Annotated in this window: 22 protein-coding genes and 1 riboswitch; of the genes, 5 read left to right on the top strand and 17 right to left on the bottom strand. The window is 72.8% G+C overall.

The annotated features are described in order from the left end of the window. Positions 1-120: 120 nt before the first annotated feature. From ACIPSE_RS30935 to ACIPSE_RS30915, 5 genes are all read right to left on the bottom strand, one after another. A complete protein-coding gene (locus tag ACIPSE_RS30935) occupies positions 121-363 on the bottom strand; it encodes a DUF397 domain-containing protein (protein WP_401668891.1) in 243 nt (80 codons plus the stop codon). Positions 364-445: 82 nt separating this feature from the next. Next, positions 446-1,612: a thiolase domain-containing protein gene (locus ACIPSE_RS30930; protein WP_401668888.1), complete on the bottom strand. Its 1,167-nt coding sequence runs from the start codon at positions 1,610-1,612 to the stop codon at positions 446-448. After that, positions 1,609-2,700 (bottom strand): thiolase domain-containing protein, encoded by a 1,092-nt coding sequence (locus ACIPSE_RS30925; protein ID WP_401668886.1) that lies wholly within the window; start codon positions 2,698-2,700, stop codon positions 1,609-1,611. The genes ACIPSE_RS30930 and ACIPSE_RS30925 overlap by 4 nt, the downstream gene beginning before the upstream one ends. Next, positions 2,697-3,638, bottom strand: coding sequence for a Zn-ribbon domain-containing OB-fold protein (locus ACIPSE_RS30920; RefSeq protein WP_401668884.1), 942 nt, complete (start codon positions 3,636-3,638; stop codon positions 2,697-2,699). The genes ACIPSE_RS30925 and ACIPSE_RS30920 overlap by 4 nt, the downstream gene beginning before the upstream one ends. 12 nt (positions 3,639-3,650) lie before the next feature. Further along, positions 3,651-4,451: a crotonase/enoyl-CoA hydratase family protein gene (locus ACIPSE_RS30915; RefSeq protein ID WP_401668882.1), complete on the bottom strand. Its 801-nt coding sequence runs from the start codon at positions 4,449-4,451 to the stop codon at positions 3,651-3,653. Between the two features lie 177 nt (positions 4,452-4,628). Here ACIPSE_RS30915 and ACIPSE_RS30910 point away from each other — a divergent pair, with 177 nt between their 5' ends. Together ACIPSE_RS30910 and ACIPSE_RS30905 are read left to right on the top strand one after the other, a co-directional pair. Continuing rightward, a complete protein-coding gene (locus tag ACIPSE_RS30910) occupies positions 4,629-6,239 on the top strand; it encodes an acyl-CoA synthetase (protein ID WP_401668879.1) in 1,611 nt (536 codons plus the stop codon). Positions 6,240-6,410: 171 nt separating this feature from the next. After that, the gene (locus ACIPSE_RS30905) at positions 6,411-8,108 is read left to right on the top strand and encodes a sulfatase (protein ID WP_401669260.1); all 1,698 of its coding nucleotides are present in this window, start codon (positions 6,411-6,413) and stop codon (positions 8,106-8,108) included. Positions 8,109-8,162: 54 nt separating this feature from the next. On the opposite strand, the gene ACIPSE_RS30900 is transcribed toward ACIPSE_RS30905, so the two are convergent. Then, on the bottom strand, positions 8,163-9,662 hold the full coding sequence (locus ACIPSE_RS30900) for an acyl-CoA synthetase (RefSeq protein WP_401668876.1): 1,500 nt from the start codon (positions 9,660-9,662) through the stop codon (positions 8,163-8,165). Between the two features lie 63 nt (positions 9,663-9,725). Here ACIPSE_RS30900 and ACIPSE_RS30895 point away from each other — a divergent pair, with 63 nt between their 5' ends. Further along, the gene (locus ACIPSE_RS30895) at positions 9,726-12,134 is read left to right on the top strand and encodes a penicillin acylase family protein (protein ID WP_401668873.1); all 2,409 of its coding nucleotides are present in this window, start codon (positions 9,726-9,728) and stop codon (positions 12,132-12,134) included. Positions 12,135-12,180: 46 nt separating this feature from the next. Here ACIPSE_RS30895 and ACIPSE_RS30890 read toward each other — a convergent pair whose 3' ends face one another. From ACIPSE_RS30890 to ACIPSE_RS30850, 9 genes are all read right to left on the bottom strand, one after another. After that, positions 12,181-13,029, bottom strand: a complete 849-nt coding sequence (locus tag ACIPSE_RS30890) for a sigma factor-like helix-turn-helix DNA-binding protein (protein ID WP_401668871.1) — start codon at positions 13,027-13,029, stop codon at positions 12,181-12,183. Between the two features lie 127 nt (positions 13,030-13,156). After that, positions 13,157-14,710 (bottom strand): acyl-CoA synthetase, encoded by a 1,554-nt coding sequence (locus ACIPSE_RS30885; protein ID WP_401668869.1) that lies wholly within the window; start codon positions 14,708-14,710, stop codon positions 13,157-13,159. Next, positions 14,707-15,816, bottom strand: coding sequence for an NAD(P)H-dependent flavin oxidoreductase (locus ACIPSE_RS30880; RefSeq protein WP_401668867.1), 1,110 nt, complete (start codon positions 15,814-15,816; stop codon positions 14,707-14,709). The genes ACIPSE_RS30885 and ACIPSE_RS30880 overlap by 4 nt, the downstream gene beginning before the upstream one ends. 74 nt (positions 15,817-15,890) lie before the next feature. Beyond that, positions 15,891-17,453: a phytoene desaturase family protein gene (locus tag ACIPSE_RS30875; protein ID WP_401668865.1), complete on the bottom strand. Its 1,563-nt coding sequence runs from the start codon at positions 17,451-17,453 to the stop codon at positions 15,891-15,893. 57 nt (positions 17,454-17,510) lie between these two features. Then, positions 17,511-19,751 (bottom strand): tetratricopeptide repeat protein, encoded by a 2,241-nt coding sequence (locus ACIPSE_RS30870; RefSeq protein WP_401668862.1) that lies wholly within the window; start codon positions 19,749-19,751, stop codon positions 17,511-17,513. Between the two features lie 62 nt (positions 19,752-19,813). Further along, on the bottom strand, positions 19,814-20,656 hold the full coding sequence (locus ACIPSE_RS30865) for an oxygenase MpaB family protein (RefSeq protein WP_401668859.1): 843 nt from the start codon (positions 20,654-20,656) through the stop codon (positions 19,814-19,816). A gap of 9 nt (positions 20,657-20,665) precedes the next feature. Then, positions 20,666-21,844: an acyl-CoA dehydrogenase family protein gene (locus ACIPSE_RS30860; RefSeq protein ID WP_401668857.1), complete on the bottom strand. Its 1,179-nt coding sequence runs from the start codon at positions 21,842-21,844 to the stop codon at positions 20,666-20,668. A gap of 160 nt (positions 21,845-22,004) precedes the next feature. Further along, positions 22,005-22,763 (bottom strand): CbtA family protein, encoded by a 759-nt coding sequence (locus ACIPSE_RS30855; protein ID WP_401668854.1) that lies wholly within the window; start codon positions 22,761-22,763, stop codon positions 22,005-22,007. Between the two features lie 25 nt (positions 22,764-22,788). Further along, positions 22,789-23,010, bottom strand: coding sequence for a CbtB-domain containing protein (locus tag ACIPSE_RS30850; RefSeq protein ID WP_401668852.1), 222 nt, complete (start codon positions 23,008-23,010; stop codon positions 22,789-22,791). Between the two features lie 38 nt (positions 23,011-23,048). Next, positions 23,049-23,203: riboswitch (cobalamin riboswitch) on the bottom strand. Between the two features lie 95 nt (positions 23,204-23,298). Between ACIPSE_RS30850 and ACIPSE_RS30845 the strand changes: the two genes are divergently transcribed. Then, complete coding sequence (locus ACIPSE_RS30845) at positions 23,299-23,871, top strand: histidine phosphatase family protein (RefSeq protein WP_401668849.1); 573 nt, start codon at positions 23,299-23,301, stop codon at positions 23,869-23,871. A 383-nt stretch (positions 23,872-24,254) separates the two neighbouring features. Here the strand turns inward: ACIPSE_RS30845 and ACIPSE_RS30840 are convergent, their stop codons facing one another. Next, the gene (locus tag ACIPSE_RS30840) at positions 24,255-24,629 is read right to left on the bottom strand and encodes a ferredoxin (RefSeq protein ID WP_401668846.1); all 375 of its coding nucleotides are present in this window, start codon (positions 24,627-24,629) and stop codon (positions 24,255-24,257) included. A 140-nt stretch (positions 24,630-24,769) separates the two neighbouring features. On the opposite strand from ACIPSE_RS30840, the gene ACIPSE_RS30835 reads away from it, so the two are divergent. After that, on the top strand, positions 24,770-25,090 hold the full coding sequence (locus ACIPSE_RS30835) for a DUF6479 family protein (protein WP_401668844.1): 321 nt from the start codon (positions 24,770-24,772) through the stop codon (positions 25,088-25,090). 99 nt (positions 25,091-25,189) lie between these two features. Here the strand turns inward: ACIPSE_RS30835 and ACIPSE_RS30830 are convergent, their stop codons facing one another. Then, complete coding sequence (locus ACIPSE_RS30830) at positions 25,190-26,719, bottom strand: carboxylesterase/lipase family protein (RefSeq protein WP_401668841.1); 1,530 nt, start codon at positions 26,717-26,719, stop codon at positions 25,190-25,192. Positions 26,720-26,783 lie beyond the last annotated feature (64 nt).

Raw genomic sequence — 26,783 nt, 5'->3', positions numbered from 1 at the left:
TTCTCCGGAGTGCGGCCTTCCCCCGGGGCCAGCCTGGCTCAGGCCGACGCTCCGGGAGGCTGCTCACGGTCGCGTGTCCGGAAAAACGGAGGGAACACCGCCGGTTCGGCCCGGCACCCCCTAGGTGAGGTCGAACTCCCCTTCCCGCGCCCCCGACACGAACGCGCCCCACTCCGCGGGCGTGAAGATCAGGGAAGGGCTCTCCGGGCGGCCGCTGTTGCGCATGGCGATGAAACCCTCGACAAAGGCGATCTGGACATCCCCCAGGCCCCGGCTGCTGGAGTGCCAGTCGGCGCTGCTCAGGTCCAGCTCCGGCTTGTCCCAGCCCGTGAACGGATGCTGCTGGATGGTGCTCTCGGCCACGTCCGTGCTCCTCCCGATTCGTCGTCCGCGGCCAGCCTAGCGATCGACTCCGACGGCCGACAGGCCACGTGAGGGGGACCTTTCAGCTCGTCGGGGGTTCGGCGCCCACGAGCCACATCGAGAAGAACTGGGAGCCGCCTCCGTAGGCGTGCCCGAGCACCCTGCGGGCCCCTTCCACCTGGTGTTCTCCGGCCTGTCCGCGCACCTGGAGGGCCGCCTCGGCGAAGCGGATCATGCCGGAGGCGCCGATGGGATTGGTGGACAGGACGCCGCCCGACATGTTGACGGGGAGGTCCCCGTCGAGTTCCGTGACGCCTGATTCGGTGAGCTTCCAGCCCTCGCCCTCGGCGGCGAAGCCCAGGTTCTCCAGCCACATGGGCTCGTACCAGGAGAACGGCACGTACATCTCCACGGCGTCGATGTCGCGGCGCGGGTCGGCGATGCCGGCCTGGCGGTACACGTCGGCGGCGCAGTCCTTGCCGGCCCGGGGCGAGACGAAGTCCTTGCCGGCGAACATGGTGGGTTCGCTGCGCATCGCACCGCCGTGCATCCAGGCGGGCCGCTTGGGGGAGCGCGCGGCACCGGCCCGGTCGGTGAGGACCATGGCGCAGGCGCCGTCGGAGGACGGGCAGGTCTCCGAGTAGCGGATCGGGTCCCAGAGCATCGGCGAGGCCTGGACCTTCTCCAGGGTGATGTCGTGCTCGTGGAGGTGGGCGTAGGGGTTCTTCAGCGCGTTGCGCCGGTCCTTGAACGCCACGAGCGAGCCGACGCCGTCGGGGGCGCCGCTGCGCCGCATGTACGCGCGCACGTGGGGTGCGAAGAAGCCGCCCGCGCCGGCCAGCAGGGGCTGCTGGAAGGGGATGGGCAGGGACAGGCCCCACATCGCGTTGGACTCGGACTGCTTCTCGAAGGCGAGGGTCAGGACGGTGCCGTGGACGCGGGCGGCGACGAGGTTCGCGGCGACCAGGGCGGTGGAGCCGCCGACGCTGCCCGCGGTGTGGACGCGCAGCATGGGTTTGCCGACCGCGCCGAGGGCGTCGGCGAGGTACAGCTCGGGCATCATGACGCCCTCGAAGAAGTCGGGCGCCTTGCCGATGACGACGGCGTCGATGTCGGCCCAGGTCAACTCGGCGTCCTCAAGGGCTCGTTGCGCGGCCTCGCGGACGAGTCCGGCGATCGACACGTCCCGTCGTGCCGCCACGTGCTTGGTCTGGCCGACGCCGACGACGGCCACGGGTTCCATGCTCATCGCGGATCCCCTTCGAGTACGGCGACCAGGTTCTGCTGGAGGCAGGGGCCGGAGGTGGCGTGGGCGAGGGCCCGGTCGGACTCGCCCCGGTGGATACGGGCGGCGGCCTCGCCGATGCGGATCAGGCCCGCGGCCATCATCGGGTTGGCGGCGAGCGCACCCCCGGACGGGTTGACCCGGACGCTGTCGTCGAGCCGCAGCGCCTTGCGCAGCACCACCTCCTGGGAGCTGAACGGCGCGTACAGCTCGGCGGTGTCCACGGGGCGTTCGAAGGCTCCGGCCCGTTCGGCGGCGAGGCGCGCGGAGGGCGAGTCGGTGAGGTCGCGGACGCCGAGGGCGTGGGCCTCGACGCGGTGGTCGATGCCGCGGATCCAGGCGGGTCGCTCGCACAGGTCGCGGGCGCGGTCCCCGGCCGCGAGGACGACGGCGGCGGCCCCGTCCCCGATGGGCGGGCAGTCGCCGGTGCGCAGGGGGCGGACGACGTAGTCGCCCTGCGGGACGGGGCCCTTGAGCTGGGCATGGGGGTTGTCGGCGGCCCGGCTGCGGGCGCCGATCGCCGCGAGGGCGGGTTCGTCGGTCTCGCCCGCATCGATGAGGGCCTGGGCCTGGAGCGCGGCCAGGGCCACGGCGTCGGGCCACAGGGGGGCCACGTAGTACGGGTCGAGCTGGCGGGTGAGGACGTCGCGCAGGGAGCCCGGGGAGGACTTGCCGTAGGAGTAGACGAGGGCGGTGTCGGCGTCCCCGGCGAGGAGTTTCGTCCAGGCCTCGTACAGCGCCCAGGCGCCGTCCATCTCGACGTGGGACTCGGAGATCGGCGGCCAGGCGCCGACGCCGTCGAGGGCGAGGGTGAAGGAGAAGGCGCGGCCGGCGAGGTAGTCGCTGGAGCCGGAGCAGGTGAAGCCGATGTCGGCGGTCTTGAGGCCGGTGCGGTCGAGGACCTCGTGCAGGACCGGCATGAGCATCTCCACCTCGGACTGCTCCTCGGTGGTGCGCAGGACGTCGGTCTGCGCGAAGGCGACGACGGCGACCTCCCGGCGTTCCGGTTCCCGACTCAGCGCGTCCCGTTGCGAGTTCGCTTCCCGGGTCACAGCAGCTCCTTGTAGGTCTCGTAGTCCGCGTCGGGTTCGCCGGTGGGCCGGTAGTGGTCCGGATACCGTCCGCCCTCGCTCCACACGGGTTCGACCCGCAGTCCCATCCGCACCTGGTCGTACGGGATGCCGCCGATGCGTCCGTGCAGGGCGAGGTCGGCGCCGTCGAGGGCGATGTGGGCGTAGACGTAGGGGACTTCGATGTCGAGGTTCTTGGCCTTGATGTTGACGATGCAGTACGTGGTGACGGTGCCGCCGGGGCCCACCTCGACCTGTTCGGAGGTGCCGACGCCGCAGGTGGGGCAGGCGCCGCGGGGCGGGACGTAGACCTTGCGGCAGACCGGGCAGCGTTCGCCGACGGAGCGCTGTTCGGCCAGGGCGTTGATGTACGCGGTCTGGGCGCGGCCCGGCGAGTAGGTGTAGTCGAGGCGGGCGGCGGCGACGATGCCGGTGACGGGTTCGTCGAACACACCGTCGTGTCCGGCGACTTGGGCGGCGTCCCCGTCGTACGGCTCGAAGCAGGCGATGTCGGTGATCGCGCCGACGCGGTCCTCGGCCCAGCGGACGCGGACCCGCATGCCGGTGTGCACGGCGTCGGGGCCGGGGGCGTCGAGGGCGTGCAGGAGGGCGGTGTCGGCGCCGTCGAGGCGGACCAGGACCCAGGCGAAGGGCGTGCCGAGGGGCTGGCCGCGGCGAGGGGCGTGGTTCCAGGCCCAGGTGGTGACCGTGCCGGTGGGGGCGACCTCGACGAGGTCGCGGATCTCCTCGGCGGTGACGGGGTCGTACTCGACGGGCGGGACCAGGGTGCGGCCGTCGCCGGTGCGTACGCCGAGGACGACCCGCTCGCGCAGGCCGGTCAGGAAGGCGCTCTGGACGGGGCCGAGGGAGCGGGTGAAGGGGAACTCGACGACGAGCGGGGCTTTGAGGACGTCCGGCATGCCGGGGCTCCTTCAGTGGCGCTGGTAGGTGGGCGGGCGCTTCTCCGCGAAGGCGCGGGCGCCTTCCCTGGCGTCGGCGGTGTCGAACACCGGCCAGCCGCGCTTGAGTTCGGCGGCGAGTCCCTCGGTCTCGGTGAGCTCGGCGGTCTCGTACACCGACGCCTTGACGGCCTCGACGGCCAACGGGCCGCAGGCGTTGATCTGTTCGGCGATCTCCAGCGCCTTGTCGAGCGCGGTGCCGTCGGGGACGACATGGCCGATGAGCCCGATGCCGGCGGCCTCGCGGGCGCTGTAGGGGCGGCCGGTGAGGAGCATCTCCAGGGCGTGGGTGCGCGGGATCTGCCGCTGGAGGCGGACCGTGGAGCCGCCGATCGGGAACAGGCCGCGTCTGACCTCGAAGAGGCCGAAGGTGGCCGATTCGCCGGCGACGCGGATGTCGGTGCCCTGGAGCATCTCGGTGCCGCCCGCGACGCAGTACCCCTCCACGGCGGCGATCACCGGTTTGCGGGGGCGGTGGTGGCGCAGCATCGCCTTCCAGTGCAGGTCCGGGTCGGCCTTGAGGCGGTCGCGGTGCGCCTCGCCCGCCATGCCCTGTCCGGCCAGGGCCTTGAGGTCCATGCCGGAGCAGAAGGAGCCGCCCGCTCCGGTGAACACGATCGAGCGGACCCTGTCGTCGGCGTCGGCCTCCAGCCAGCCGTCGTACAGGCCGACGAGCATCGCGATCGACAACGCGTTCCTGGCCTCGGGCCGGTTGAGCGTGAGCACCAGTGTGGCGCCTTCGCGTCGCACGGTGAGGTGTTCCGTCCCACCCATGGTCCGTCTCCCCTCTCCACCCCCACTGACAGAACGAGAACAGGTTGCAGTAGTGGACCGGGGTCTTCAAGAGTTTTCTGACAGTCAGTCAGATTTGTTTGCGCGGACCCTTCACAGTCACGCCGCCCTTTGCTCTGATGACCGGCAACCCGAGCGGCAGCGAGGTCAGGAGGAGCGGTGGAGTACAACCTTGCCGACCTGTTCGAGTCGGTCGTGGACGTGGTCCCGGACCGTGAGGCGCTCGTGTACGTCGACCACCCCGGCACCGGGGCGGAGCGCAGGCTGACCTACGCCGAACTGGACACGGCGGCCAACCGGATCGGCCATCACCTCCTCGACAGCGGGATACGGCCCGGGGAGCACGTGGGCCTGCATCTGTACAACGGCGTCGAGTACCTCCAGATCGCACTGGGCTGCCTGAAGGCGCGGGTCGTGCCCGTCAACGTCAACTACCGCTATGTCGAGGACGAGTTGGTGTACCTGTACCGGGACGCCGACCTGGTGGGGCTGTTCTTCGACGGGGAGTTCGGCGAGCGGGTGGCGGGCGCGCTGCCGCTGACGGAGAAGCTGCGCCATCTGGTGCGGGTCGGCGAGTCCCCGGCGGACGTGGCGGCCGTCGCGTTCACGGAGGCGGAGGCGGCCGGGTCCCCGGAGCGCGGGTTCCCCGAGCGGTCGGCCGACGACCAGTTCATCATCTACACCGGCGGCACCACCGGGATGCCCAAGGGGGTGATGTGGCGTCAGGAGGACCTGTTCTTCGCGGGGATGGGCGGCGGCGCCCCGACGGGCGAGCCGGTCAAGGCGCCCGGCGAGCTGGCCGAGCGGGTCGCCGCGAGCGGCTACGGGATCACCTTCTTCCCCACTCCCCCGCTGATGCACGGCACCTCCACGCTCACCGCGTTCATCGGCTTCAACTTCGGCCAACGGGTCGTGATCCACCGCAAGTTCGTGCCCGAGGAGGTGCTGAGGACCGTCGAGAGGGAGAAGGTCACCAGCATGTCGCTGGTCGGCGACGCGATGCTGCGCCCGCTGATCGACGCCCTCGAAGGGCCGCTGAAGGGCACGGACACCTCGTCGATGTTCAGTGTGTCGTCGTCGGGCGCGATCATGTCGGACACCGTGCGCCGCCAGTTCCAGGCGCTCGTCCCGAACGTGATGCTGCTCAACAACTTCGGCTCCTCGGAGTCCGGGTTCAACGGCACCGCCACCGCCGACTCCGGCCCCGAGCGCGGCTTCCGCGTCAAGGTCAACACCCGTACACAGGTGGTCGATCCGGCCACCCACGAGCCGGTGGCGGTGGGCGAGGTGGGCCGGGTCGCCCAGTGCGGTCATGTCCCCCTCGGCTACTACAACGACCCGCGCAAGACAGCGGAGACGTTCTTCCAGAAGGACGGGAAGCGGTGGGTGCTGCTCGGCGACATGGCCACCGTCGACGAGGAAGGCGTCGTCACGGTCCTCGGCCGGGGCTCGCAGTGCATCAACACCGGCGGCGAGAAGGTGTACCCCGAGGAGGTCGAGCAGGCCCTCAAGTCCCATCCGGACGTGTACGACGCACTGGTGGCCGGCGTGCCGGACGCGAAGTGGGGCAACCATGTCGCGGCCGTGGTGCAGATGCGGACGGGCGCGGCGCGGCCGTCCCTGGACGACATCCAGACCCACTGCCGCACCCGGTTGGCGGGGTACAAGATCCCGCGTCAGCTGGTGATCGCGGAGGCGATCCGGCGCTCCCCCAGCGGCAAGGCGGACTACCGGTGGGCGCGGGAGGTCGCCGCGTCGGCGGACGGGTGAATTCCGGTCCCGGCGGATTGAACCGAAGGTGACGTGCGGACGTACTGGTGGTGGCAGGCTCGTTCCCGCGGGCCCTGCTCGTCATGCCATCGCAGTACCGCACGGAAGGACCGCCGGGTGTCGCTCTTCACACCTCGCTCCCGTCAGTCGTCGGAGGACCCCGAGGGCGAGGTGGAGACGGGCCCGGAGACGGGGGCGGACTCACGGGAGGCGAAACCGGGCCGGTCCGGCTGGTTCGGCTGGCGCGACCGCTTCCCGCGCGTGGCACGCGGCACGACGCTCGCCACCACGGTCCTCGCCGCGCTCTTCGTCTTCGTCGCGCTGCTCGTCCCCAACCGGCTCGACTGGATCACACCCCAGTCGTTCCTGCGGCTGCCCGTCGAGGGCATCCTGCTGACCGGGCTGCTGCTGGCGCTGCCGCCGAGGCCGCGCCGGATCGCGGCCGTCGTCGTGGGCGCGTTCCTCGGGCTGTTCACCGTCGTCAAACTCCTCGACATGGGCTTCCGGCAGACCCTGGCCCGCCCGTTCGACCTGGTCTTCGACTGGATCCTGTTCGACGACGCCGCCGATTTCGTGCGGGAGTCCTACGGCCGCTGGGGCGAGATCCTCGCGATCGTCGCCGTGGTCGCCCTGTTCATCGGCGTCCTCGTGCTGTCCACGCTGGCGGTGGTGCGGCTGACGAAGGTGGCGGCCCGGCACCGGGCGGTGGCCGCGCGCACGACCCTCGTCCTCGGCACGGTGTGGATCGTCTGCTTCACCACCGGCGTCCAGGTCGCCGGGGTCACCTTCGCCACCAAGGGCAACATCCAGTTCGTCGCCAACCGGGTCCAGCAGGTGCGGGACGGGCTGGTCGACGCCAAGGTCTTCGAGAAGCAGGCCGCCGTCGACGCGTTCGCCGGTACCCCGAAGGACCAGCTGCTGACCGGACTGCGCGGCAAGGACGTGCTGTTCACGTTCATCGAGAGCTACGGCCGGGTCGCCATCGACGACCCGGCGATGGCCCCGTACCTCGACGCGACGCTGAAGGAGGGCACGAGCAAGCTGGCGACGGCCGGGTTCCAGGCCCGCAGCGGCTGGCTCAGGTCACCGGTGGCGGGCGCGGGCAGCTGGCTCGCGCACTCGACGTTCCTGTCCGGGCTGTGGGTCAAGAACCAGCAGCGGTACCGGAGTCTGACCACCGGCGACCGGGCGACGCTCACCAGCTACTTCCAGAAGACGGGCGCCTGGCGGACCGTCGGCATCGTCCCCGGGGTGCGCAAGACCTGGCCCGAGGGCAGCTACTTCGGCCTCGACCACATCTACGACTCCACCCATCTCGGCTACCAGGGCCCGTACTTCAGCTGGACGCCGGTGCCCGACCAGTTCAGCCTGGAGGCGTTCGAGCGGCTGGAGCACGGCAAGGAGGACCGCGACCCGATCATGGCGGAGATCATCCTCGCCTCCAGCCACAACCCCTGGTCGCCGATCGCCCGCATGATCGACTGGGACGAGCTCGGTGACGGTTCGGTGTTCGAGCAGATCAAGAAGCAGGGCACCGACCCCAAGGAGGTCTGGCAGAGCGCGGAGCGCGTGCGCACCGAGTACCGCAAGGCCGTCGAGTACTCCCTGCACAGCCTCACCGAGTGGCTGGAGCGCTACGGCGACGACGACACGGTCCTCGTCTTCCTCGGCGACCACCAGCCCGTGCCCACGGTCACCAAGGGCTCCTCCAACCGGGACGTGCCCATCACCATCGTCGCCCGGGACCCCAAGGTGCTGGACCGGATCTCCGACTGGGGCTGGACCCAGGGGCTGAAGCCCGCCGACGACGCGCCGGTGTGGCAGATGGACAAGTTCCGCGACCGTTTCATGACGGCCTACTCGAAGTAGCGACGGAGCTCGCGGGGCCGGCTCTCAGCGCAGGCCGAGCCGGCCGGACCCTCGTCAGCCCTGGCTCAGCCGGTCCCGCAGCTCCCGCTTGAGGATCTTCCCGCTGGCGTTGCGCGGCAGCTCCTCGACGAACACCACCCGCTTCGGCGCCTTGAAGTGCGGAAGCTTCTCCCGCGCGTGCTCGACGAGTTCGTCCTCCCCGACCTCGCCGCGCGCGACGACCACGGCCGTCACCGCCTCGATCCAGCGCTCGTCCGGCAGCCCGATCACGGCGACCTCGGCGACGGCGTCGTGCGTGTACAGCGCGTCCTCGACCTGGCGCGAGGCGATCAGCACACCACCGGAGTTGATGACGTCCTTGACCCGGTCGACGATGGTGAAGTAGCCGTGCGCGTCCCGGACCGCGAGGTCGCCGGAGTGGAACCAGCCGTCACGGAAGGCCTCCTGGGTCTCCTCGGGCTTGTCCCAGTAGCCCTCGCACAGCTGCGGCGACCGGTAGACGATCTCGCCGGGCGTGCCGTCGGGCACGTCCTCGCCGTGCTCGTCGACGACCCGGGCGTCCACGAACAGCACGGGGCGCCCGCAGGAGTCCAGGCGGCCCTTGTGCTCGTCGGGTCCGAGGACGGTGGCGAGCGGGCCGATCTCGCTCTGCCCGAAGCAGTTGTAGAAGGCGAGCTTCGGCAGCCGCTCGCGCAGCCGCTCCAGGACCGGCACCGGCATGATCGACGCCCCGTAGTAGGCCTTGCGCAGCCCGCCGAGGTCGCGGGTGGCGAAGTCGGGCCGGTTCGACAGGGCGATCCACACGGTGGGCGGGGCGAAGAGACTGTCGGCGCGGCCTCCCTCGATCAGGTCGAACAGGCGGTCCCCGTCGGGGGCGTCGAGGACGACGTTCGTCGCGCCGACGGCGAGGTAGGGCAGCAGGAAGACGTGCATCTGCGCGGAGTGGTAGAGCGGCAGGGAGTGCACGGGCAGGTCGCCCGCGCTCAGGTCCAGGGCGGTGATCGCGCTCAGGTACTCGTGCACCAGGGCGCGGTGCGTCATCATCGCGCCCTTGGGCAGGGCGGTGGTGCCCGAGGTGTAGAGCAGCTGGACCAGGTCCTCGCCGCGTGCCTCCGGCCCGTCGTACGCCGGGGCCGCGTCGAGCCGGGCGAGCAGCGAGTCGTCGGCACCGCGCAGCGCCAGGACCCGTGTCCCGTCGGGGAGTTCACCGGCGAGGTCCGGGTCGGCGAGGACGAGCGCGCTGCCCGACTGGCCGACGAGGTACGCCAGGTCGTCGCCGGTCAGGTTCTGGTTGACGGGGACGTGGACGAGTCCGGCGCGTGCGCACGCCAGGAACGCGATGAGGTAGGCGTCGGAGTTGTGCCCGTAGGCGCCGACCCGGTCGCCGCGGTCCAGGCCCTCGGCGAGCAGGACGCTCGCCGCCCGGGAGACCGCCTCGTCGAGTTCCTCGTAGGTCCAGGCGCGGTCGCCGTACTCCAGCGCGACGCGCGCCGGGGTGCGCCGGGCGCTGCGCCGCAGCACTCCGTCAACCGTGCTTCCGTGTCCGGGCGTCATACCTGACAACCTACCTGTAGGCACGGTCAACTACCCCTTCCCCCAGTGTTGTCGGGAGGCACCATGCGCACCCGGTTAAGACGTCTCGTCGTCGCGGCGGTCGCCCTGTTCACGGCGGCGTCCGCGCTGCCCGCGGCGGCGGCCGGTTCGGCCGGCGGTCGGGACCACCCCTCGGGCGGCGGTCTGTCCGCGGTCATCCGCTACACCGAGTACGGCATTCCGCACATCGTCGCGAAGAGCTACGCCGATCTCGGCTTCGGCGAGGGCTGGGCGCAGGCCGCCGACGAGGTGTGCACCCTCGCCGACGGCTTCGTGACCCTGCGGGGCGAACGCTCCCGCCACTTCGGCGCCGACGCCCCCGGCGACGGAGCCCTCTCCTCGGCCGCCACGAACCTCACCAGCGACCTGTACTTCCGCGGCGTACGGCAGAGCCGGACCGTGGAGAAGCTGCTCGACCGGCCCGCTCCCCTGGGTCCCGGCCGTGAGGTGCGGGACCTGATGCGGGGCTGGGCGGCCGGGTACAACACCTGGCTGGCGCGGAACAGGATCACGGACCCGGCGTGCGCGGGCGCCGCGTGGGTGCGGCCCGTCACCGCGGTCGACGTGGCCGCGCGCGCCTACGCCCTGACCGTCATCGCGGGCGAGGGCCGGCTGGTGGACACGATCACGTCCGCCCGGCCGCCGTCGACGACGACCGTCGCCGCCCCTGCCGTACCGGCCGCGAGGGCCGTGACCGCGGCGGCCGATGAGCTGTGGGCGGACCGGGCCATGGGCTCCAACGCGGTCGCCTTCAGCGGCGCCACGACGGCGAACGGCTCCGGTCTGCTGCTCGGCAACCCGCACTACCCGTGGACGGGCGGGCGCCGCTTCTGGCAGTCGCAGCAGACCATTCCCGGCGAACTCGACGTCTCCGGCGGCTCGTTGCTGGGATCACCGGTGATCGCCATCGGCTTCAACTCCCGGGTCGCCTGGAGCCACACCGTCTCCACGGGCATCCCGGCCGCCGTCCACCAGCTCGCCCTGGACCCCGCCGACCCGACCGTCTACCTCGTGGACGGCCGGCCGGAGCGCATGACGCGGCGGACGGTGACGGTCGCGGTGCAGGGCGGCGAGCCGGTCACCAGGACGCAGTGGTGGACCCGGTACGGGCCGGTCGTCACCTCGCTCAGCTCGCAGGTGCCGCTGCCCTGGACGAGCACGACGGCGTACGCGCTGTACGACCCGAACGCGTCCAACATGCGCTTCATGGACACCTCGCTCGGCTTCGGCAAGGCGCGCGGCACCGCGGACATCCTCGCCTCGCTCGCCCGGCACCAGGGCATCCCCTGGGTGAACACCGTGGCCGCCGACCGGGCCGGGCACTCGCTGTACACCCAGTCCCAGGTCCTGCCCCGGATCACCGACGAGCTGGCGGCCCGCTGCTCCACGGCGCTGGGCAGGGTCACCTACCCGGCGTCCGGGATCGCGGTCCTGGACGGGTCGCGGGGCGACTGCGCGCTCGGCCGGGACGCCGACGCCGTGCAGGCGGGGATCCTCGGCCCGGCGCGGATGCCGACGCTGAAGGACGCGCCCTACGCGGAGAACTCCAACGGGACCGCCTGGATGACCAACACCGACCGGCCGCTGACCGGGTACGAGCGGGTCTTCGGCACGGTCGGCACGGAGCTGAGCGCCCGGACCCGCGGCGCGGTCGAGGACGTGGCGGCGATGGCCGCGCGGGGCGGGCTGACCGTACGGGACCTCCAGGAGCAGCAGCTCGCGAACCGGGTGCCCGCCGGTGACCTCGCCGCCTCGGACGTGGCGGCGGCGTGCGCCGCGCTGCCCGGGGGCACGGCGACGGGCACCGACGGCACGGCCGTGGACGTGTCCGGGGCGTGCGCGGTCCTGAAGGACTGGGACCGCACCATGGACACCGGGAGCCGGGGCGCGCTGCTCTTCGACCGGTTCTGGCGGCGGGTGCTCCAGACGGTGCCGCCCGCGCGGCTGTGGAAGGTGCCGTTCTCGGCAGCGGACCCGGTCCGCACGCCCAACACCGTCGACACGGCCGCGCCCGGTCTGTTCGCGGCGCTCGCCGACACGGTGACGGAACTACGGGCGGCGGGCATCGCGCCGGACGCGCCGCTCGGCGCGCACCAGTACGTCGTGCGCCACGGCGAGCGGCTGCCGATGCCGGGCGGTGCGGGCCGGCTCGGCGTGTGGAACGTGCTGGAGCCGACGTGGGACACGGCGACGGGCGGCTACACGGACGTGCCGTTCGGCTCCAGCCACATCCAGGCCGTGGGCTGGGACGGGAGCGGCTGCCCGGTGGCACGGACGCTGCTGACGTACGCGCAGTCCTCGAACCCCGCCTCGCCGCACTACGACGACCAGACGCGGCTCTTCTCCCGGGAGCGGTGGGTGACGTCCCGGTTCTGCGAGAAGGACGTCCTGGCGTCGCCCGCGCTGCGGGTGGTGCGGGTGAGCGGACGCTGAGGGCGGAGGTGGTCCCGTCGCAGGTGCGGCGGGACCGTCCCGTTCGTCAGGTCCGCGCGTGGCCGAGCTTGTCGGGGTTGAGGACGCAGTAGACGCCGTCGACCAGTCCGGCCCAGACGTCGATGACGATCACCTGCTCGACGCCCTCCACGATGAGCGCGAGCGCGGGGCGGCCGTTGACGTCCAGGGTGCGGGGTGCCCCGTAGGGGTGGCGGCCGACGAGGAACGCGCTGACGTCGGCCGCCCCTTCGACCGGGGCGGACGGCGCCTGGGCCGTGCCCCCGGCGTCGTACCAGGCGACGGCGTCCTCGGTCAGGAGGTCCGCCAGAGCGGCCCGGTCGGCGTCGCGCGCGGCGCCCACGAGACGGGTCAGCAGGTCGGCGTGCTCGCCCCACGTGAGGCCGAAGCGGTCGCGCCCGACGGCCAGGCGCCGCCGGGAACGCAGGTGCATCCGGCGGCAGTTGGTCTCCGTGGTGTCGAGGATGCGGGCGACCTCGCCGTACGGCACCTCGTACGCCTCGCGCAGCACGAACACCGCCCGTTCGGTGGGTGACAGACGCTCCATGAGGTGGACGGCGGCGTAGGCGACCGTGTCCCGCAGCGGGGCGGTGTCCAGCGGGCCGAGCAGGGAGTCGGCCACCGGGTCGGGCAGCCACGGCCCCGGATACGCCTGCCTGGCCTCGCCCAGCGCGCCGAGCCGCTCCACCGCCAGCCGGGTGACCTGGGTGAACAGCAGGGCCCTGGTCTCGTCGGGCTCCCCGGTCCCTCGTCGGTACGCCGCCCGGACGACGTCCTCGGCGTCGGCCATGCTGCCGAGCAGCCGGTAGGCGAGTCCGAGCAGCAGGGGGCGCCGCTTCTCGAACTGCTGGGCCGCCGACTCTTCCGCGGTCTCCAATTCCCGTGTCCTTCCCGGTGGTTCGCCGTGCGGGAGGCGCTCCCGCGCGTGCGGGGGAATCCTCGCACCGTGAGCCGGGTGCGGGAAGGAGCCGAGGTGGGCGGGGTGGTACCGGGCCTGACGCCGGTCATACCGGTCGGGTGCGCCCCTCCCAGTAGGGGTCCCTGAGCCGTCGCTTGTAGAGCTTGCCGTTGGGGTCGCGGGGCATCTCGGCGATGAAGTCGACGGTCTTGGGCCGCTTGTAGCCGGCGAGCCGCTCGGCGCAGTGCTCCAGGACCGAGGCGGCGAGTCCGGGTCCCGCCTCCTGGCCGGGCGCGGGCTCCACGACGGCCTTGACCTCCTCGCCCCAGTCGTCGTGCGGGATGCCGAAGGCGGCGGCGTCGGCGACGGCGGGGTGGGCGAGGAGCACGGACTCGATCTCGGCGGGGTAGATGTTCACCCCGCCGGAGATGATCATGTCGATCTTGCGGTCGCGGAGGAAGAGATAGCCGTCCTCGTCGAGGAGTCCGAGGTCGCCGACGGTGAAGAAGTCGCCGATGCGGTTCTTCCGGGTCTTGGACTCGTCCTTGTGGTAGGCGAAGCCTCCGGTGGTCATCCTCATGTAGACGGTGCCGAGTTCGCCGGGCGGCAGGCGCCTGCCGTCGTCGTCGAAGACGGCCAGCTCGCTGATGGGCCAGGCCTTCCCGACGGTGCCGGGCTTCTTCAGCCAGTCCTCGGCGGTCGCGAAGGCCCCGCCGCCCTCGCTGGCCGCGTAGTACTCCTCCACGCAGGGGCCCCACCAGTCGAGCATCGCCCGCTTCACGTGGTCGGGGCAGGGGGCGGCGCCGTGGATGGCGTGCCGCATGGACGACACGTCGTAGGAGTCCCGTACCTGCTGCGGGAGGGCGAGGAGGCGGTGGAACTGGGTCGGGACCATGTGCGTGTGGGTGCACTTCTCGCGGTCGATGAGCCGGAGCATCTCCTCGGGGGTCCACTTGTCCATCAGGACGAGCCGGTGGCCGATGTGCAGGGAGGCGCCCGCGAACTGGAGGACGGCGGTGTGGTAGAGCGGTGAGCAGACGAGGTGCACGTTGTCGTCGAACGGCTTGACGCCGAAGATGCCGAGGAAGCCGCCGAGATAGGCCTCCTCAGGGCGCTTGCCGGACAGCGGGCGGCGGATGCCGCGGGGGCGGCCCGTGGTGCCCGAGGTGTAGTTCATGACCCAGCCGAGCTCGCGGTCCTCGGGCGCCGACTCCGGCTGCCCGTCGAGGAGTTCGCCGTACGGCCGGAAGCCCTCGACCGTGCCGACGGCGTACCGGTGGGTGGCGGGGACGCCGGCCTCGTCGGCGGCCCGGCGGACGGGGTCCGCGAACCGTTCGTGGGCGAGGAGGACCTTGGCGCCGGAGTCGGCGACGATCCAGGCGATCTCCGGTGCGACGAAGTGGTGGTTGACGGGGACGAGGTAGAACCCGGCCTGGCCGGCGGCGAGATGGGCGGTGAGGAACTCGACTCCGTTGGGCAGGACGACCGCGAAGGCGTCCCCGCGGCTCATCCCGGCGGCGCGCAGCCCGTGGACGAGGCGGTTGGCGGCGGCGTGCAGGCGTCCGGCGCTCCACTGCTCGCCGTCGGGGGCGACGAGGACTACCCGGTCGGGGTCGGCGGTGGCCTGGGCCCAGAAGCCCGCGGGGGGTGTGGTCGTCACTGGCCGCTCCTTCCGGCGATGCGGTTGACGTGGTCGACGGCCTCCTCGAAGCCGCGGGTGAGGTCGTCGAAGACCTCCTGGACGCTGCGCCTGCTGTTCATCCGGCCGACGATCTGCCCGACGGGCGTCCCGAGCAGGGGCTCGACCTCGTATTTCTGGATGCGGGTCACCGCGTCGGCGACGAGCAGCCCCTGCAACGGCATGGGCAGGGTGCCGGGTCCGGCCGGGTCGTCCCAGGCGTCGGTCCATTCGGTACGGAGCTGGCGTGCGGGTTTGCCGGTCAGGGCGCGGGAGCGCACGGTGTCGCCGGAACCTGCGGCGAGGAGCTTCTCGATCAGCCGGGGCGAGGGGAGTTCGGCCTCGGTGGTGGTCAGCCAGAGCGAGCCGAGCCACGCGCCCTGGGCGCCGAGGGCGAGGGCGGCGGCCACCTGCCGTCCGCTGCCGATGCCTCCGGCGGCGAGCACCGGCAGGGGACCGACGGCGTCCACGACCTCGGGGGTGAGGACCATGGAGGCGATCTCGCCGGTGTGCCCGCCGGCCTCGTAGCCCTGGGCGACGACGACGTCGATGCCCGCCTCCTTGTGCTTGAGGGCGTGCCGGGCGCTGCCCGCGAGCGCGGCGACGAGGACGCCCTGCTCGTGGGCGCGCTCGATGACGTCGGCGGGCGGTGAACCGAGTGCGTTGGCGAGGAGTCTGATCGGGTAGCCGAAGGCGACGTCGAGCTGACGGCGGGCGACCTGTTCCATCCAGCCGGTGATCCGCCAGCCCGACGCCTCGCCCTCGGCCAGTTCGGGCACGCCGTACTTGGCGAGGGTGTCCCGGACGAACTGCCGGTGCTCCTCGGGGATCATCGCCTCGACGTCGGCCTCGGTGACGCCCTCGACCTTCTTGGCGGGCATCACGACGTCCAGCCCGTAGGGCTTGCCGTCGACGTGCGCCTCGATCCAGTCGAGGTCCCGTTCGAGCTCGTCGGGGGCGGTGTAGCGGACCGCGCCGAGCACGCCGAACCCGCCGGCCCGGCTGATGGCCGCGGCGACGGCGGGGAACGGCGTGAAGCCGAACACGGCGTGCTCGATTCCCAGTCTCCTGCTCAACTCCGTCTGCATGGGCGCAGGATGCCGCAGTCACCGGGAGGACGGAAGGGCTTTTCTGATGCTCCGTCAGATTCGGCGTGGACCGGTCACCCGGCCTCGCCCAGCACCGCCATCGCCGCGTTGTGCCCGGGAACGCCGCTCACCCCGCCGCCGCGGACCGCGCCCGCGCCGCAGAGCAGGACGTTCGTGTGCCGGGTCTCCACGCCCCAGGGGCCGGTGCCGTCGTCCGCGTAGGGCCAGGACAGGTCGCGGTGGAAGATGTTGCCGCCGGGCAGGCGCAGGTCGTGTTCCAGGTCGAGCGGGGTCCTCGCCTCGATGCAGGGGCGGCCGTCCGCGTCGGTGGCCAGGCAGTCGGCGAGGGGTTCGGCGAGGTGGGCGTCGAGCTGGGCGAGGGTCGCCTTGAGGAGTTCCTCGCGGACGGCGGAGTTGTCCCGGTCGAAGAGGCGGGCCGGGGTGTGCAGACCGAAGAGGGTGAGGGTCTGGTAGCCCTGTTCGACGAGGTCGGGGCCGAGGATCGTCGGATCGGTCAGGGAGTGGCAGTAGATCTCCGACGGCGGCGCCGAGGGCAGCGCGCCGGCCGCGGCCTGCGCGTGGGCGGTGGCGAGCTGCTCGTAGCCCTCGGCGATGTGGAAGGTGCCGGCGAACGCCTCACGCGGGTCGACGGAGGTGTCCCGCAGCCGCGGCAGCCGCTTGAGCAGCATGTTCACCTTGAGCTGCGCGCCTTCGGCGGGGGCCGAGGGCTGATCGCCGGTGAGCTCGGCGAGGGCCTGCGGCGAGGCGTTGACCAGGACGTGCCGGGCCGCCGCGACGCCCTCGCCGTCCGCCGTGCGGAACGTGACCTCGGCCGTACGGCCGTCCGTGGCGATCCGGACCGCCTCGTGGCCGGTGGCGAGGACGGCGCCCGCGTCCCGGGCCGCGCCCGCGAGGGCGTCCGTGAGGGCGCCCATGCCGCCGACGGGGACGTCCCAGGCGCCGGTGCCGCCACCGATGACGTGGTACAGGAAGCAGCGGTTCTGCTTCAGGGAGGGGTCGTGGGCGTCGGCGAAGGTGCCGATGAGCGCGTCGGTCAGGACCACGCCCCGCACCAGGTCGTCGGCGAACCGGTCCTCCACCGCGACCCCGATCGGCTCCTCGAACAGGGTCCGCCAGGCCTCCTCGTCGTCGATCCGGCGGCGCAGCTCCTCGCGCGTGGGCAGCGGTTCGGTGAGGGTGGGGAAGACCCGTTCGGCGACGCGGCCGGTCATGCCGTAGAAGCGCTGCCAGGACCGGTACTCGTCCTCGCCGCCGGTCAGCCGGGCGAAGGCCTCGCGGGTGCGCCGCTCGCCGCCGCCGACCAGCAGTCCGGTCGGCACTCCGGCGCGTTCGACCGGGGTGTACGAGGAGATCGTGCGCCCCCGTACCCGGAAGGTCAGGCCGAGGTCCCGGACGATCTTCTTGGGGAGCAGGCTGACCAGGTAGGAGTAGCGCGACAGGCGTGCGTCGACGCCGGTGAAGGGGCGGGTGGAGACGGCGGCCCCGCCGGTGTGGTCCAGCCGCTCCAGCACCAGCACGGACCGGCCGGCCCGGGCCAGATAGGCGGCGGCGACCAGTCCGTTGTGTCCGCCGCCGACGATCACGGCGTCGTACGTACGTCCATCGAGTGCAGGCATGTCTCTTCGTAACACGCGATGATCGCGGGCGGCCAGGGGTGGGCCGCCGCGCACGGGTCAGGTGCCGCCGGTCTCGCGCTGCCGGCGCAGGACCGCCACCCTGCGGTACAGCTCGACGGCCTCCGCGTGCCGTCCGAGCTGCTCCAGGCAGTGGGCCTCGTCGTTGCGGCTGGCGAGGGTGTCGGGGTGGTCGGCGCCCAGGACGCGTTCGCGGGCCCCGCCGACCCTGCGGTACTCGTCGAGGGCGTCGGCCCAGCGGCCCAGCCAGCCGAGGCCCACGGCGACCTCACGGCGGCTGACCAGGGTGTCCGGGTGCTCGGGGCCCAGGACCCGGTCGCGGATGGCGCAGACGTCCCGGGACTCGGCGAGGGCCTCCTCCCAGCGGCCGAGGCGGCCGAGGTTGACGCCGAGGCCGTGGCGGGCGCGGAGGGTCTCGGGGTGGGCGGGGCCGTGGACGCGGGTGCGGTCGTCGATGAGCTCGCGGTACAGCTGGAGGGCCTCCGCGCTGCGGCCGAGACGGCCGAGGCTGATGCCGACCTCGTAGCGGGCGGCCAGCGTGTCCGGATGGTCCCGGCCGAGCGCCTGGACCCGGGCCTCGGCGACCTCGTGGTACGCCTGGAGGGCCTCGGGCCAGCGGCCCAGCTGACCGAGCGCGTAGGCGACCTCGTACCGGGTGACCAGCGTGTCGGGATGAGCGGGGCCGAGGACCCGGGCGCGGGCCGCGGCCACGTCGCAGGCCATCCGGTGGGAGTCCTCCAGGCGGCCGAGTCTGCTGAGGTTGAAGGCGAGGTTGTGGCGGCAGCGCAAGGTGTCGGGGTGGTCGGTGCCCATGGTGCGTTCGCGGGCGGTCAGGACCGACATGTAGACCTGGTGGGCGTCGAAGTGGCGGCCCAACTGGCCCAGCACGTACGCCATCTCCTGCCGGGCGGCGAGGGTGTCGGGGTGGTCGGGGCCGAGCGAGAGGCTGCGGGAACGGGCGACGTGCTTGTACTCGCGCAGGGCGTCGGCGGCCCGGCCGGTGCGGCTGAGGGTGAAGGCGACCTCGTAGCGGCTGGCGAGGGTGTCCGGGTGGTCGGGGCCGAGCAGGTGCTCGCGTTCGGCGGCGACCGCGCGGTGCACCTCCCCGGCCTCGGTCCAGCGGCCCAGGCGGCCGAGGCTGAGGCCCGCGTTGTGGCGTGCGGCCAGCGCGGTGACGCGCTCAGGGGCGGGCGCGGCGGGTTCCCCGGCGAGCGGCTCGACGGGGCGGCCGGTGGCGGTGCGCGGTATCCATTCGCCGGTGAGGCCGGCCCCGGCGTCCGGCGGGGTGGTGCCCAGGCCCGCCCCGGCGGCCTTGTGGCCGGTGGTCATGCCGCGCGTCCAGGACGGCAGCCGGGCCTCACGGGCGGCCGGTCCGAGCGCGGGGCGCAGCGCCGGGCGGGGGGTCACCACCGTGGGCACGTACAGGGGGGTGCTGCGGCCCAGGCCGATGCGGCGGCCCAGCTCGCGGGCGTCGTGCGGGCGTTCCTCGGGATGTTTGGCGAGGAGGTCGAGGATGACCTTCTCGAAGTACTCGGGCACCTCGGCGCGCAGGCTGCGGGGCGGGCGGGGCGCGGTGTCGCGGTGGCCGACGAGGATCGCCCAGGCGTCGTCGAGGTCGAACGGCGGGGCCCCGGTGGTGATCTCGTAGAGCACGCAGCCCAGGGAGTACAGGTCGCTGCGCTGGTCGACCTCGGTGCCGCCGATCTGCTCCGGGGACATGTAGTGCGGGGTGCCCATGGCGATGCCGGTGCCGGTGAGGCGGGAGGTGAAGCCGATGTCGTGGCCGAGGCGGGCGATGCCGAAGTCGCAGATCTTCACCGTGCCGTCGGTCAGCCGCATGATGTTGGCGGGCTTCAGGTCCCGGTGCACGATGCCCTGCTGGTGGGTGTAGGCGAGGGCGGCGGCGACCTGGTCGGCGATGTCGACGACGTCCCCGACGGGCAGCGGATGGTGCCGGTTGTCCTCCAGGAGCTGACTGAGGTTGCGGCCCTCCAGCAGCTCCATCACCAGGAAGAGGATGCCGTCGGACTCGCCGAAGTCGTGCACGACGGTGACTCCGCGGTGGCTGAGCGCGGCGGCGACCCGGGCCTCGCGGCGGAAGCGCTCGCGCAGCACCCGGGTGAACGTCTGGTCGTGGGAGGGCCCCAGCGGCTTGAGGCACTTCACGGCGACCTGACGGCCCAGCGACTCGTCCCGCGCCCGCCACACCTCGCCCATGCCACCGCGCCCGATCAGATCGAGCAGCCGGTAGCGGCCCTGGATCAGCTTGCTGTCCCCCATCTGCTGCGATCGCCCCCGTCGAAGTCGCGCCCGGCATCCCCCTGTCCGTCCAGTATGGCGAGCTATCTCCCGGCTTTGTACGGTGCTGGGCGTGAGCCGGGGCCGAGCCGTGACATGGCGCGGATGATGTGTTTGGGCGGCAGTTGCCAGCGCAGACGTGCGGGAACGCAGCGCAGCAAGGTGCCCGTGGCGCGCAGTTGCCGGGTGACGGTGGCGGGCGGCGGGGCCGGTCTGCCGTACAACTCGTGGGCGTACGGCGGCAGTGCGGCGTACGCCAGGTGTGCCACGCGCCGCCACAGCACCTCGCGCGCCGGGACGAGGAGGGGGTGCGTCGGAGGGCGGAGCAGGAAGTCGTCCACCACGCGTGCCTCGGCTCCGGCGGCGAGTTCGGGGCGGACCTTCTCGAAGTAGGCGGCCAGCTCGGCCCGGTCGGAGGGTACGGCGCCGGGGTCGAGGCCGACCAGCCGGGCGCTGGCGCGCTGTTCGTCGATGTACCGGTCGGCCTGCGCGTCGGTGAGCGGAAAGCCGGAGCGGCGGCCGACGTGGAGGTAGGAGTCGATCTCGGCACAGTGCACCCACAGCAGCAGCGCGGGTTCGTCGACGCCGTAGGTCTCGCCGGTGGCGGGGTCGGTGGCCGTCAGCATGGTGTGGATCTTCCGGACCCGGGCACCCGCGCGCTCGGCCGCGTCGGTGGTGCCGTAGCTGATGGTGCCGACGAAGTTCGCGGTGCGCAGCAGGCGGCCCCAGGCGTCGCGCCGGAAGTCGGAGTTCTGCAGGACGCCGCGCACCGCGCGCGGGTGCAGGGCCTGGAGGTAGAGGGCGCGGACACCGGCGACCCACATCATGGGGTCGGCGTGCATCTGCCAGGTCACCGACTTCGGCGTGAACAGCCCGGGATCTCCCATGTGTGCAGGTTAACGCCGTACGCGCGGCATCCCCAGGCCGATCCAGGAGATGATCTCCCGCTGGATCTCGTTGTTGCCGCCGCCGAAGGTGAAGATGACCGCCGAGCGGTAGCCGCGTTCCAGTTCGCCGTGCAGGACCGCGCCGGCCGAGCCCTCCTTGAGGGCGCCCGCCGCGCCCACGACCTCCATGAGCCAGGCGTAGGCGTCCCGGCGGGCCTCGGAGCCGTAGACCTTGACGGCGGAAGCGTCCTGCGGGGTGAGGGTGCCGTTCTGGACGGCGTGCACCATCTGCCAGTTCAGCAGCTTCATGGCCTCCAGGCGGGTGTGGGTCTGCGCGAGCCGGCACCGCACCCAGGGCAGGTCGACGACGCGGCGGCCGTCGGCGAGTTTGGTGTCGGTGGCCCAGCGCTGGACGTCCTGGAGGGCGCGGATCGCCATGGTGCCGTGGGCGGCGAGGGTGACCCGCTCGTGGTTGAGCTGGTTGGTGATCAGCCGCCAGCCCTGGTTCTCCGCCCCGACGCGGCGCGAGACGGGGACGCGGATGTCCTCGTAGTAGCTGGCCGTGGTGTCGTGCCCGGCGAGCGTGTTGATCACGGTGCAGGAGTAGCCGGGTTCGGTGGTCGGCACCAGCAGCATGGTGATGCCCTTGTGCGGCGGGGCCGCCGGGTCGGTGCGGGTGGCGAGCCAGACCCAGTCGGCGGTGTCGCCGTTGGTCGTCCAGATCTTCTGCCCGTTGACGACGTACTCGTCGCCCTCGCGCACGGCCCGGGTCTTCAGGGCGGCGAGGTCGGTGCCCGCGTCGGGCTCGCTGTAGCCGATCGCGAAGTCGATCTCGCCGGAGAGGATCTTCGGCAGGAAGTACGCCTTCTGCTCGTCGGTGCCGTACTGCATGATCGTCGGGCCGACGGTGTTCAGCGCCATCAGGGGCAGCGGGACGCCCGCCTGGGCGGCCTCGTCGAAGAAGATGAACTGTTCCATCGCGGTCAGCCCGCGTCCGCCGTACTCCTCGGGCCAGCCCACGCCCAGCCAGCGGTCGGCGCCGAGGCGGCGGACGCTGTCGCGGTAGAAGCGCTTCTGCTCACGCCGTTCGCCGTGCCGGGCCCGTGCCTCGTCGGGAGCCAACTCGGCGAAGTAGGCGCGCAGTTCGGTGCGCAGCCGCTGCTGCTCGGGCGTGTATTCGAGATGCACGGCGCCTCCAGGCTCCCCGGTACCGGTCCGTCCTGTCGGCGCACACGGTAGAACGCGTTCCAGAAATTGGGAATGGCGAGGCGTACGAAAGGCACGCGCGCACGACCCCGGGGCGCGCGAAAGGCCCCCGCCCGGCGGGGGCCTTTCCTGTGGCGCTGCTTCAGTGGGCGACCGGGGTCGCCTGTGCGGCAGCCGCCTCCCGTGCCGGTTTCGGGGCCAGTTGGCGTTCGGCCAGCAGTCCGAAGACCAGACCGAAGGAGGTCCACAAGGTGAACTGGACGGCCAGCGCGGCGAGTCGGTACTGCCACAGCAGCGCCGCCGGGAAGTGCTCCGGCACCTCGCTGAACGACGGCAGGAACGCGTACGCGAGCCCGACGACGAGGACGAAGGCCGCGCCCGCCGCGACGGTCGCGTTCCAGTTGCCCAGACGGGGCGCGAGACGCTTGCCCAGGATGACCGCGCCCACCGTCAGCAGCACGCTGAGGACGATCATCAGGAAGAACAGCGCGGTCCGCTGGTTGAGCGTGTCCGGGTCACCGACGGCCGGCGGGTTGGCCGGGTACTTCAGGAACGGCACGACGTAGACCGAACCGAGGCCGGCCGCGGCGAGCAGCAGCGCGCTCGCCCGCGGTCCGAACCGGCCGATCCGGCCGAGCGCGAAACAGTAGGCGAGCGCGGCGATGCCGCCGAAGGCGATCCCGTAGACGAGAACGCCCGTGGACAGCCCGGCCGTGGACTGGAGGGCGCGGCTGACGAGTTCCTCGCCGCCGTGCTCGTGGGCGTGGGACTCCTCGAAGGCGATCGCCTCGTCGACCCGTGGTTCGCCCAGGAAGTAGGCGACGACGAGAGCGGCCAGGCCCGCGGCGAGACCCGCGAGCATGCCACGTACCAGGAGGTTTCTGACAGTTGCGGAATTCATGCTCAGGTGTGCTTCCTCGTCGCTGTCAGTGGCAGGGGAAGCCGAGCAGATGGCGGGCGTCGTGCACCCACTCGTGAACGCCCTCGCCGGAGACGAGGGAGGTGGCGCCCTGCTCGGCGCCGACGAAGTAGAGCAGGACCAGCATCAGGACGCCGAAGAAGACCGCCCAGGGGGCGATGGCGCCGATCGGCAGTTTGGCGGGTACGGCGGCGGTGCTGGTGGTCGGCTGAGCGACAGACTGCGCCATGGCAGGTGCCTCCTGGGGGAACTCGCGTCCCGTGTCGGTGGTGCACAGGACGACGGGGCGGGTCTGACTCACCCGGCCCGCACCCGTGAGGGCGTGCCCGGCATACAGTGGCGCGACCGTGCCGGAATCCCACCGGCTTCCACCGAACCGTCGTCGATATCGACGAGAAGGTACCGCGTGGGAGGGATACGGCCAAGAGCGCACGGGAGGCGGCCGGGTGCTCACGGGAGGCCGTCCAGGCCGTCAACGAGCGTGCGTGGACCGGAAATCGACCGCGAGAACGGACTCATGACCAGCCAAGTGATGTTGATCTCACCCGCGATCACGGCGGCCCTGCGCGAGGCCAGGTTCGACGACGGCTGCGGCCTCGACCCGTCCGGAGCGCGGCTCGCGCGCTCCGCCGCGGGCACGCTTCCCGCCGCGGAACGGGTGCTGGTCTCCCCCACGGTCCGCTGCCGCGAGACCGCCGCCGCGCTCGGCCTCGACGCCCTGGAGGCGCCGGAGCTGGCCGCCCTGGACGCGGGCCGCTGGCGCGGGGCCTCCCTCGCGGACGTCAGCGCGTCGGAGCCTGCCGAACTGGCCCGCTGGCTCGGCGACCCGGAGGCGGCGCCCCACGGCGGCGAATCGGTACGGGCCCTGTGCGACCGGGTCGGGACCTGGCTCATCGCCCTCGCCCCTCTCTCCGGCCGCACCGTCGCGGTGGCCGAACCGGAGATCGTCCGCGCGGCGGTCGTCCGCGCCCTGGGCGCCCCGGAGTCCGCCTTCTGGCGCACCGACGTCACCCCGCTGACGGCGGTGGAACTGAGCGGGAGGGCGGGCCGGTGGAACGTCCGGGTGGGGAGTCCGCTGCGGGGGGTGTGAGGGGACGGGGCGAGGACCAGGGGCCCGGCCCTCGAGCGGGCGCGGCACGCCATGGCACTTGAGGCGGGCGCCAAGGGCCGGACACCTTGCAGGAGGGGCCGCCGGCCGGGCAGCCGGATGCCTCGGGCCGGGCAGCCGGATGCCTCGGGCCGGGCCGCGGGCGTCCGGCTCCATGAACGGTGCGGCTCGGCCCAGGGCCCCGCTTGGCACCCGAGCCCCAAGCCCGTCGCCAGGCTGCAGGCCAAGCACCCCAAGCGGCCAGGTGCGGTCGGGCCGAGCCGGGCGGTCGGGCACCTACGGCCAGGGTGTCTCGTACCGGGCGCCCTGGCCTCAAGTACCGCCCGGTCAGCGGGCCTTGAGGTGGGTCGCGTCCGCCGCGGCCCTCAGACCAGCGCCGCCATGAAGTCCGTGCACGCCTGCGCGCACTCGCGGCAGGCCTTCGCGGTCTCCACCGCGCCCGAGTGGTCGTCGAGGAGCTGGGCGCACTCCAGGGCCACGGCCCGGCACCATTCCAGTTGGACGCGGATCGCGTGTTCGTCCAGGTGGTTCTCCTCGGACAGGACACGGCAGGTCGCGTCGCAGACCTCGGCGCACATGATGCCCTTGCGCCGCACGAGTTCCTGCTGTTCCGTCCCCTCCGGATCGATGAGGCTCGCCCGCAGCGCGCACGCCCGCGCACACTCGGTGCACGCCTGTGCGCACGCGAAGCGGTCCTCCAGGAACCGGAAGAGCTCCTGTTGGGATGTCGTCGTAGTCACCCCGGGCGGGTAGCCGTCGCGGTGCGCGCCAAACCCCGGGGCCGGGGTTCCTGCGGGCCGGGTTCTCGCGGACCAGGTTCCCGCGGACCGGCTGTCCCGCGGGCCGGTTCGGCCGGGCCGCGAGGGGTACCCGGCGCACCATGAGCACCACATGGATCGAGATGGCGGCAGGCCGGGGCGCCCTGGGCGTCGGGCTGGTCGTGGCGGGCGTGCTGGTCGTGGCGCTGCTGCTCGGCGCGTTCTGGACGGGCGCGCGGGTCCGCAGGCGTGAACTCCCGCCGCCCCGTCCCGAGGAGCAGCCGCGGCTGCCGGAGGGCGGGCCGGTGCGGGAGGTCATGGAGGAGCGGGAGCCCGCCGAGATGCCCAGGAGCGACGAGCGGACGACCCCGCACGAGATGCCCGGCTTCGGCAACAGCCCCACCCGCACGGGACCGGACCCGGACCGGCGGGGGCGCGACTGAACCCGCCGCTCCGGCGAGGGCGCGACAGGACCCCGCCGCTCCGGTGCGGACGCGACTGAGCCCCGCTGCTCCGGTGCGGGCACGGCCGACCCTCGCCGCTCACCCCTCCAGCAGCGGCAGCGGGCCGAAGGTGTGGCTCTCCCACAGGCGGCGGGACGCCTCCTCCGGGTAGGCGGTCACCGTCGGTTCCGTGTCGAGGAGCCGGGTCGCGCGGCGCTCGGTGTCGTAGAGGGGCCAGCCCGGGTCGCCGGTGGCGGCGAAGGAGGTCCAGGCCGTGCGGAAGCGGGCCGAGAGGGCCTCGGCGTCCGGGCCCGGCTCGGGGCCGATGAGGAGGGCGCCGAGGGTCTCGAAGCGGCCGAACGTCAACGGGATGTCTAGGCCGTGGCAGGCGCCGAGCACACCGCCGTCCACGGGGGCGGACCAGGTGAGTTCGTAGAGGTGGGTCCGGCCGCCGGCGGCGGCGTGCGCGTCGGCCAGGTGCAGGGTGGGCATGCGGAACAGCCAGTCGGACTTGACCAGTTCGTACAGCCGCTCCGCCGAGGCGTCCGGGAACGCGGCACGGTAGGCCGCCTCGGCGTCCGGCGTCGGCCCGAACAGACGCAGCGCCCGGGACGCCGCCGCCGCGTCGACACGGCCGAGTTCACCGCCGAGCAGCATGAACAGGCGGTACTCGTCGCGGTTGTGACCGGTGATCAGCTCCACGTCGCGGGCGGCGCCGCCCGCGAGGGCCTCCCAGGGCGTGGCGGGCAGGACGTCGCCGTCGACGACCGGCGAGTACGGGGTGGCGGTGTGGGCGACACGGCCCCAGCGGTGGGCGTGCGCCGGCATCCGGCCGCCCAGCGCCGCGCCCGCGTCGGGCAGTTTCCGCGGCTCGACCCCGGCCAGGTCGGCCACCGTGGGGCGCAGGCCCAGCACGTCCGCGGCGGCCACGGCGATGTCCCCGGCGAGCGCGTCCGAGAAGAACGTGCCGGGCACGCTCTGCGCGATGGCCCGCCGGAACAGCCCCCTGGCCCGCGGCATGGCCAGCAGCGAGGCCACCGACCCGGCGCCGGCCGACTCGCCGAAGACGGTGACCCGCGCGGGGTCGCCGCCGAAGCCGGCGATGTTCTCCTGGACCCATTCCAGGGCGGCCACCTGGTCGAGCAGCCCCCGGTTGGCGGGCGCCCCCTCGATCCGCAGGAACCCCTCGATGCCGACACGGTAGTTGAGGGTGACGACGACCAGGTCGCCGTCACGGGCGAGGCGTCCGCCGTCGTAGGCGGGGTCGTCGGCGGAACCCAGCTTGTAGGCCCCGCCGTACACCCACACCATCACCGGGCGACGGGCCGCGGGATCGGCGTCGGGCGTCCACACGTTCACGGTGAGCCAGTCGTCGCCCGCGTCCAGGAACCGGGGCGGCAGCGGGCCGTCGGGGCCGAGCGGCTCCTGCGGGGGCGGCGGGCCGAACGCCGTCGCCTCGCGCACCCCGTCCCAGCGGTCCGGCCGCCGGGGCGCCGCGAACCGCGCCTCGCCGACCGGCGGCCGGGCGTACGGGATGCCCCGGTACACGTCGAGCCCGCCTTCGCGCAGGCCACGCACCGTGCCCGCCGCCGTGACCACCTGAGGGGACCGGGACCCGGCATCGCTCATCGACGACTCCTCGCGCTGATCGAACGTCAGTGTCAGCGCTCAGATTAGTGACCTTCCGCCGGAC

Source organism: Streptomyces sp. NPDC090106 (assembly GCF_044747265.1).
In the GTDB taxonomy this organism is placed as follows: domain Bacteria; phylum Actinomycetota; class Actinomycetes; order Streptomycetales; family Streptomycetaceae; genus Streptomyces.
Note: the sequence above shows the minus strand (reverse complement) of the source record. Positions and strands in the feature narration are given on the sequence as shown.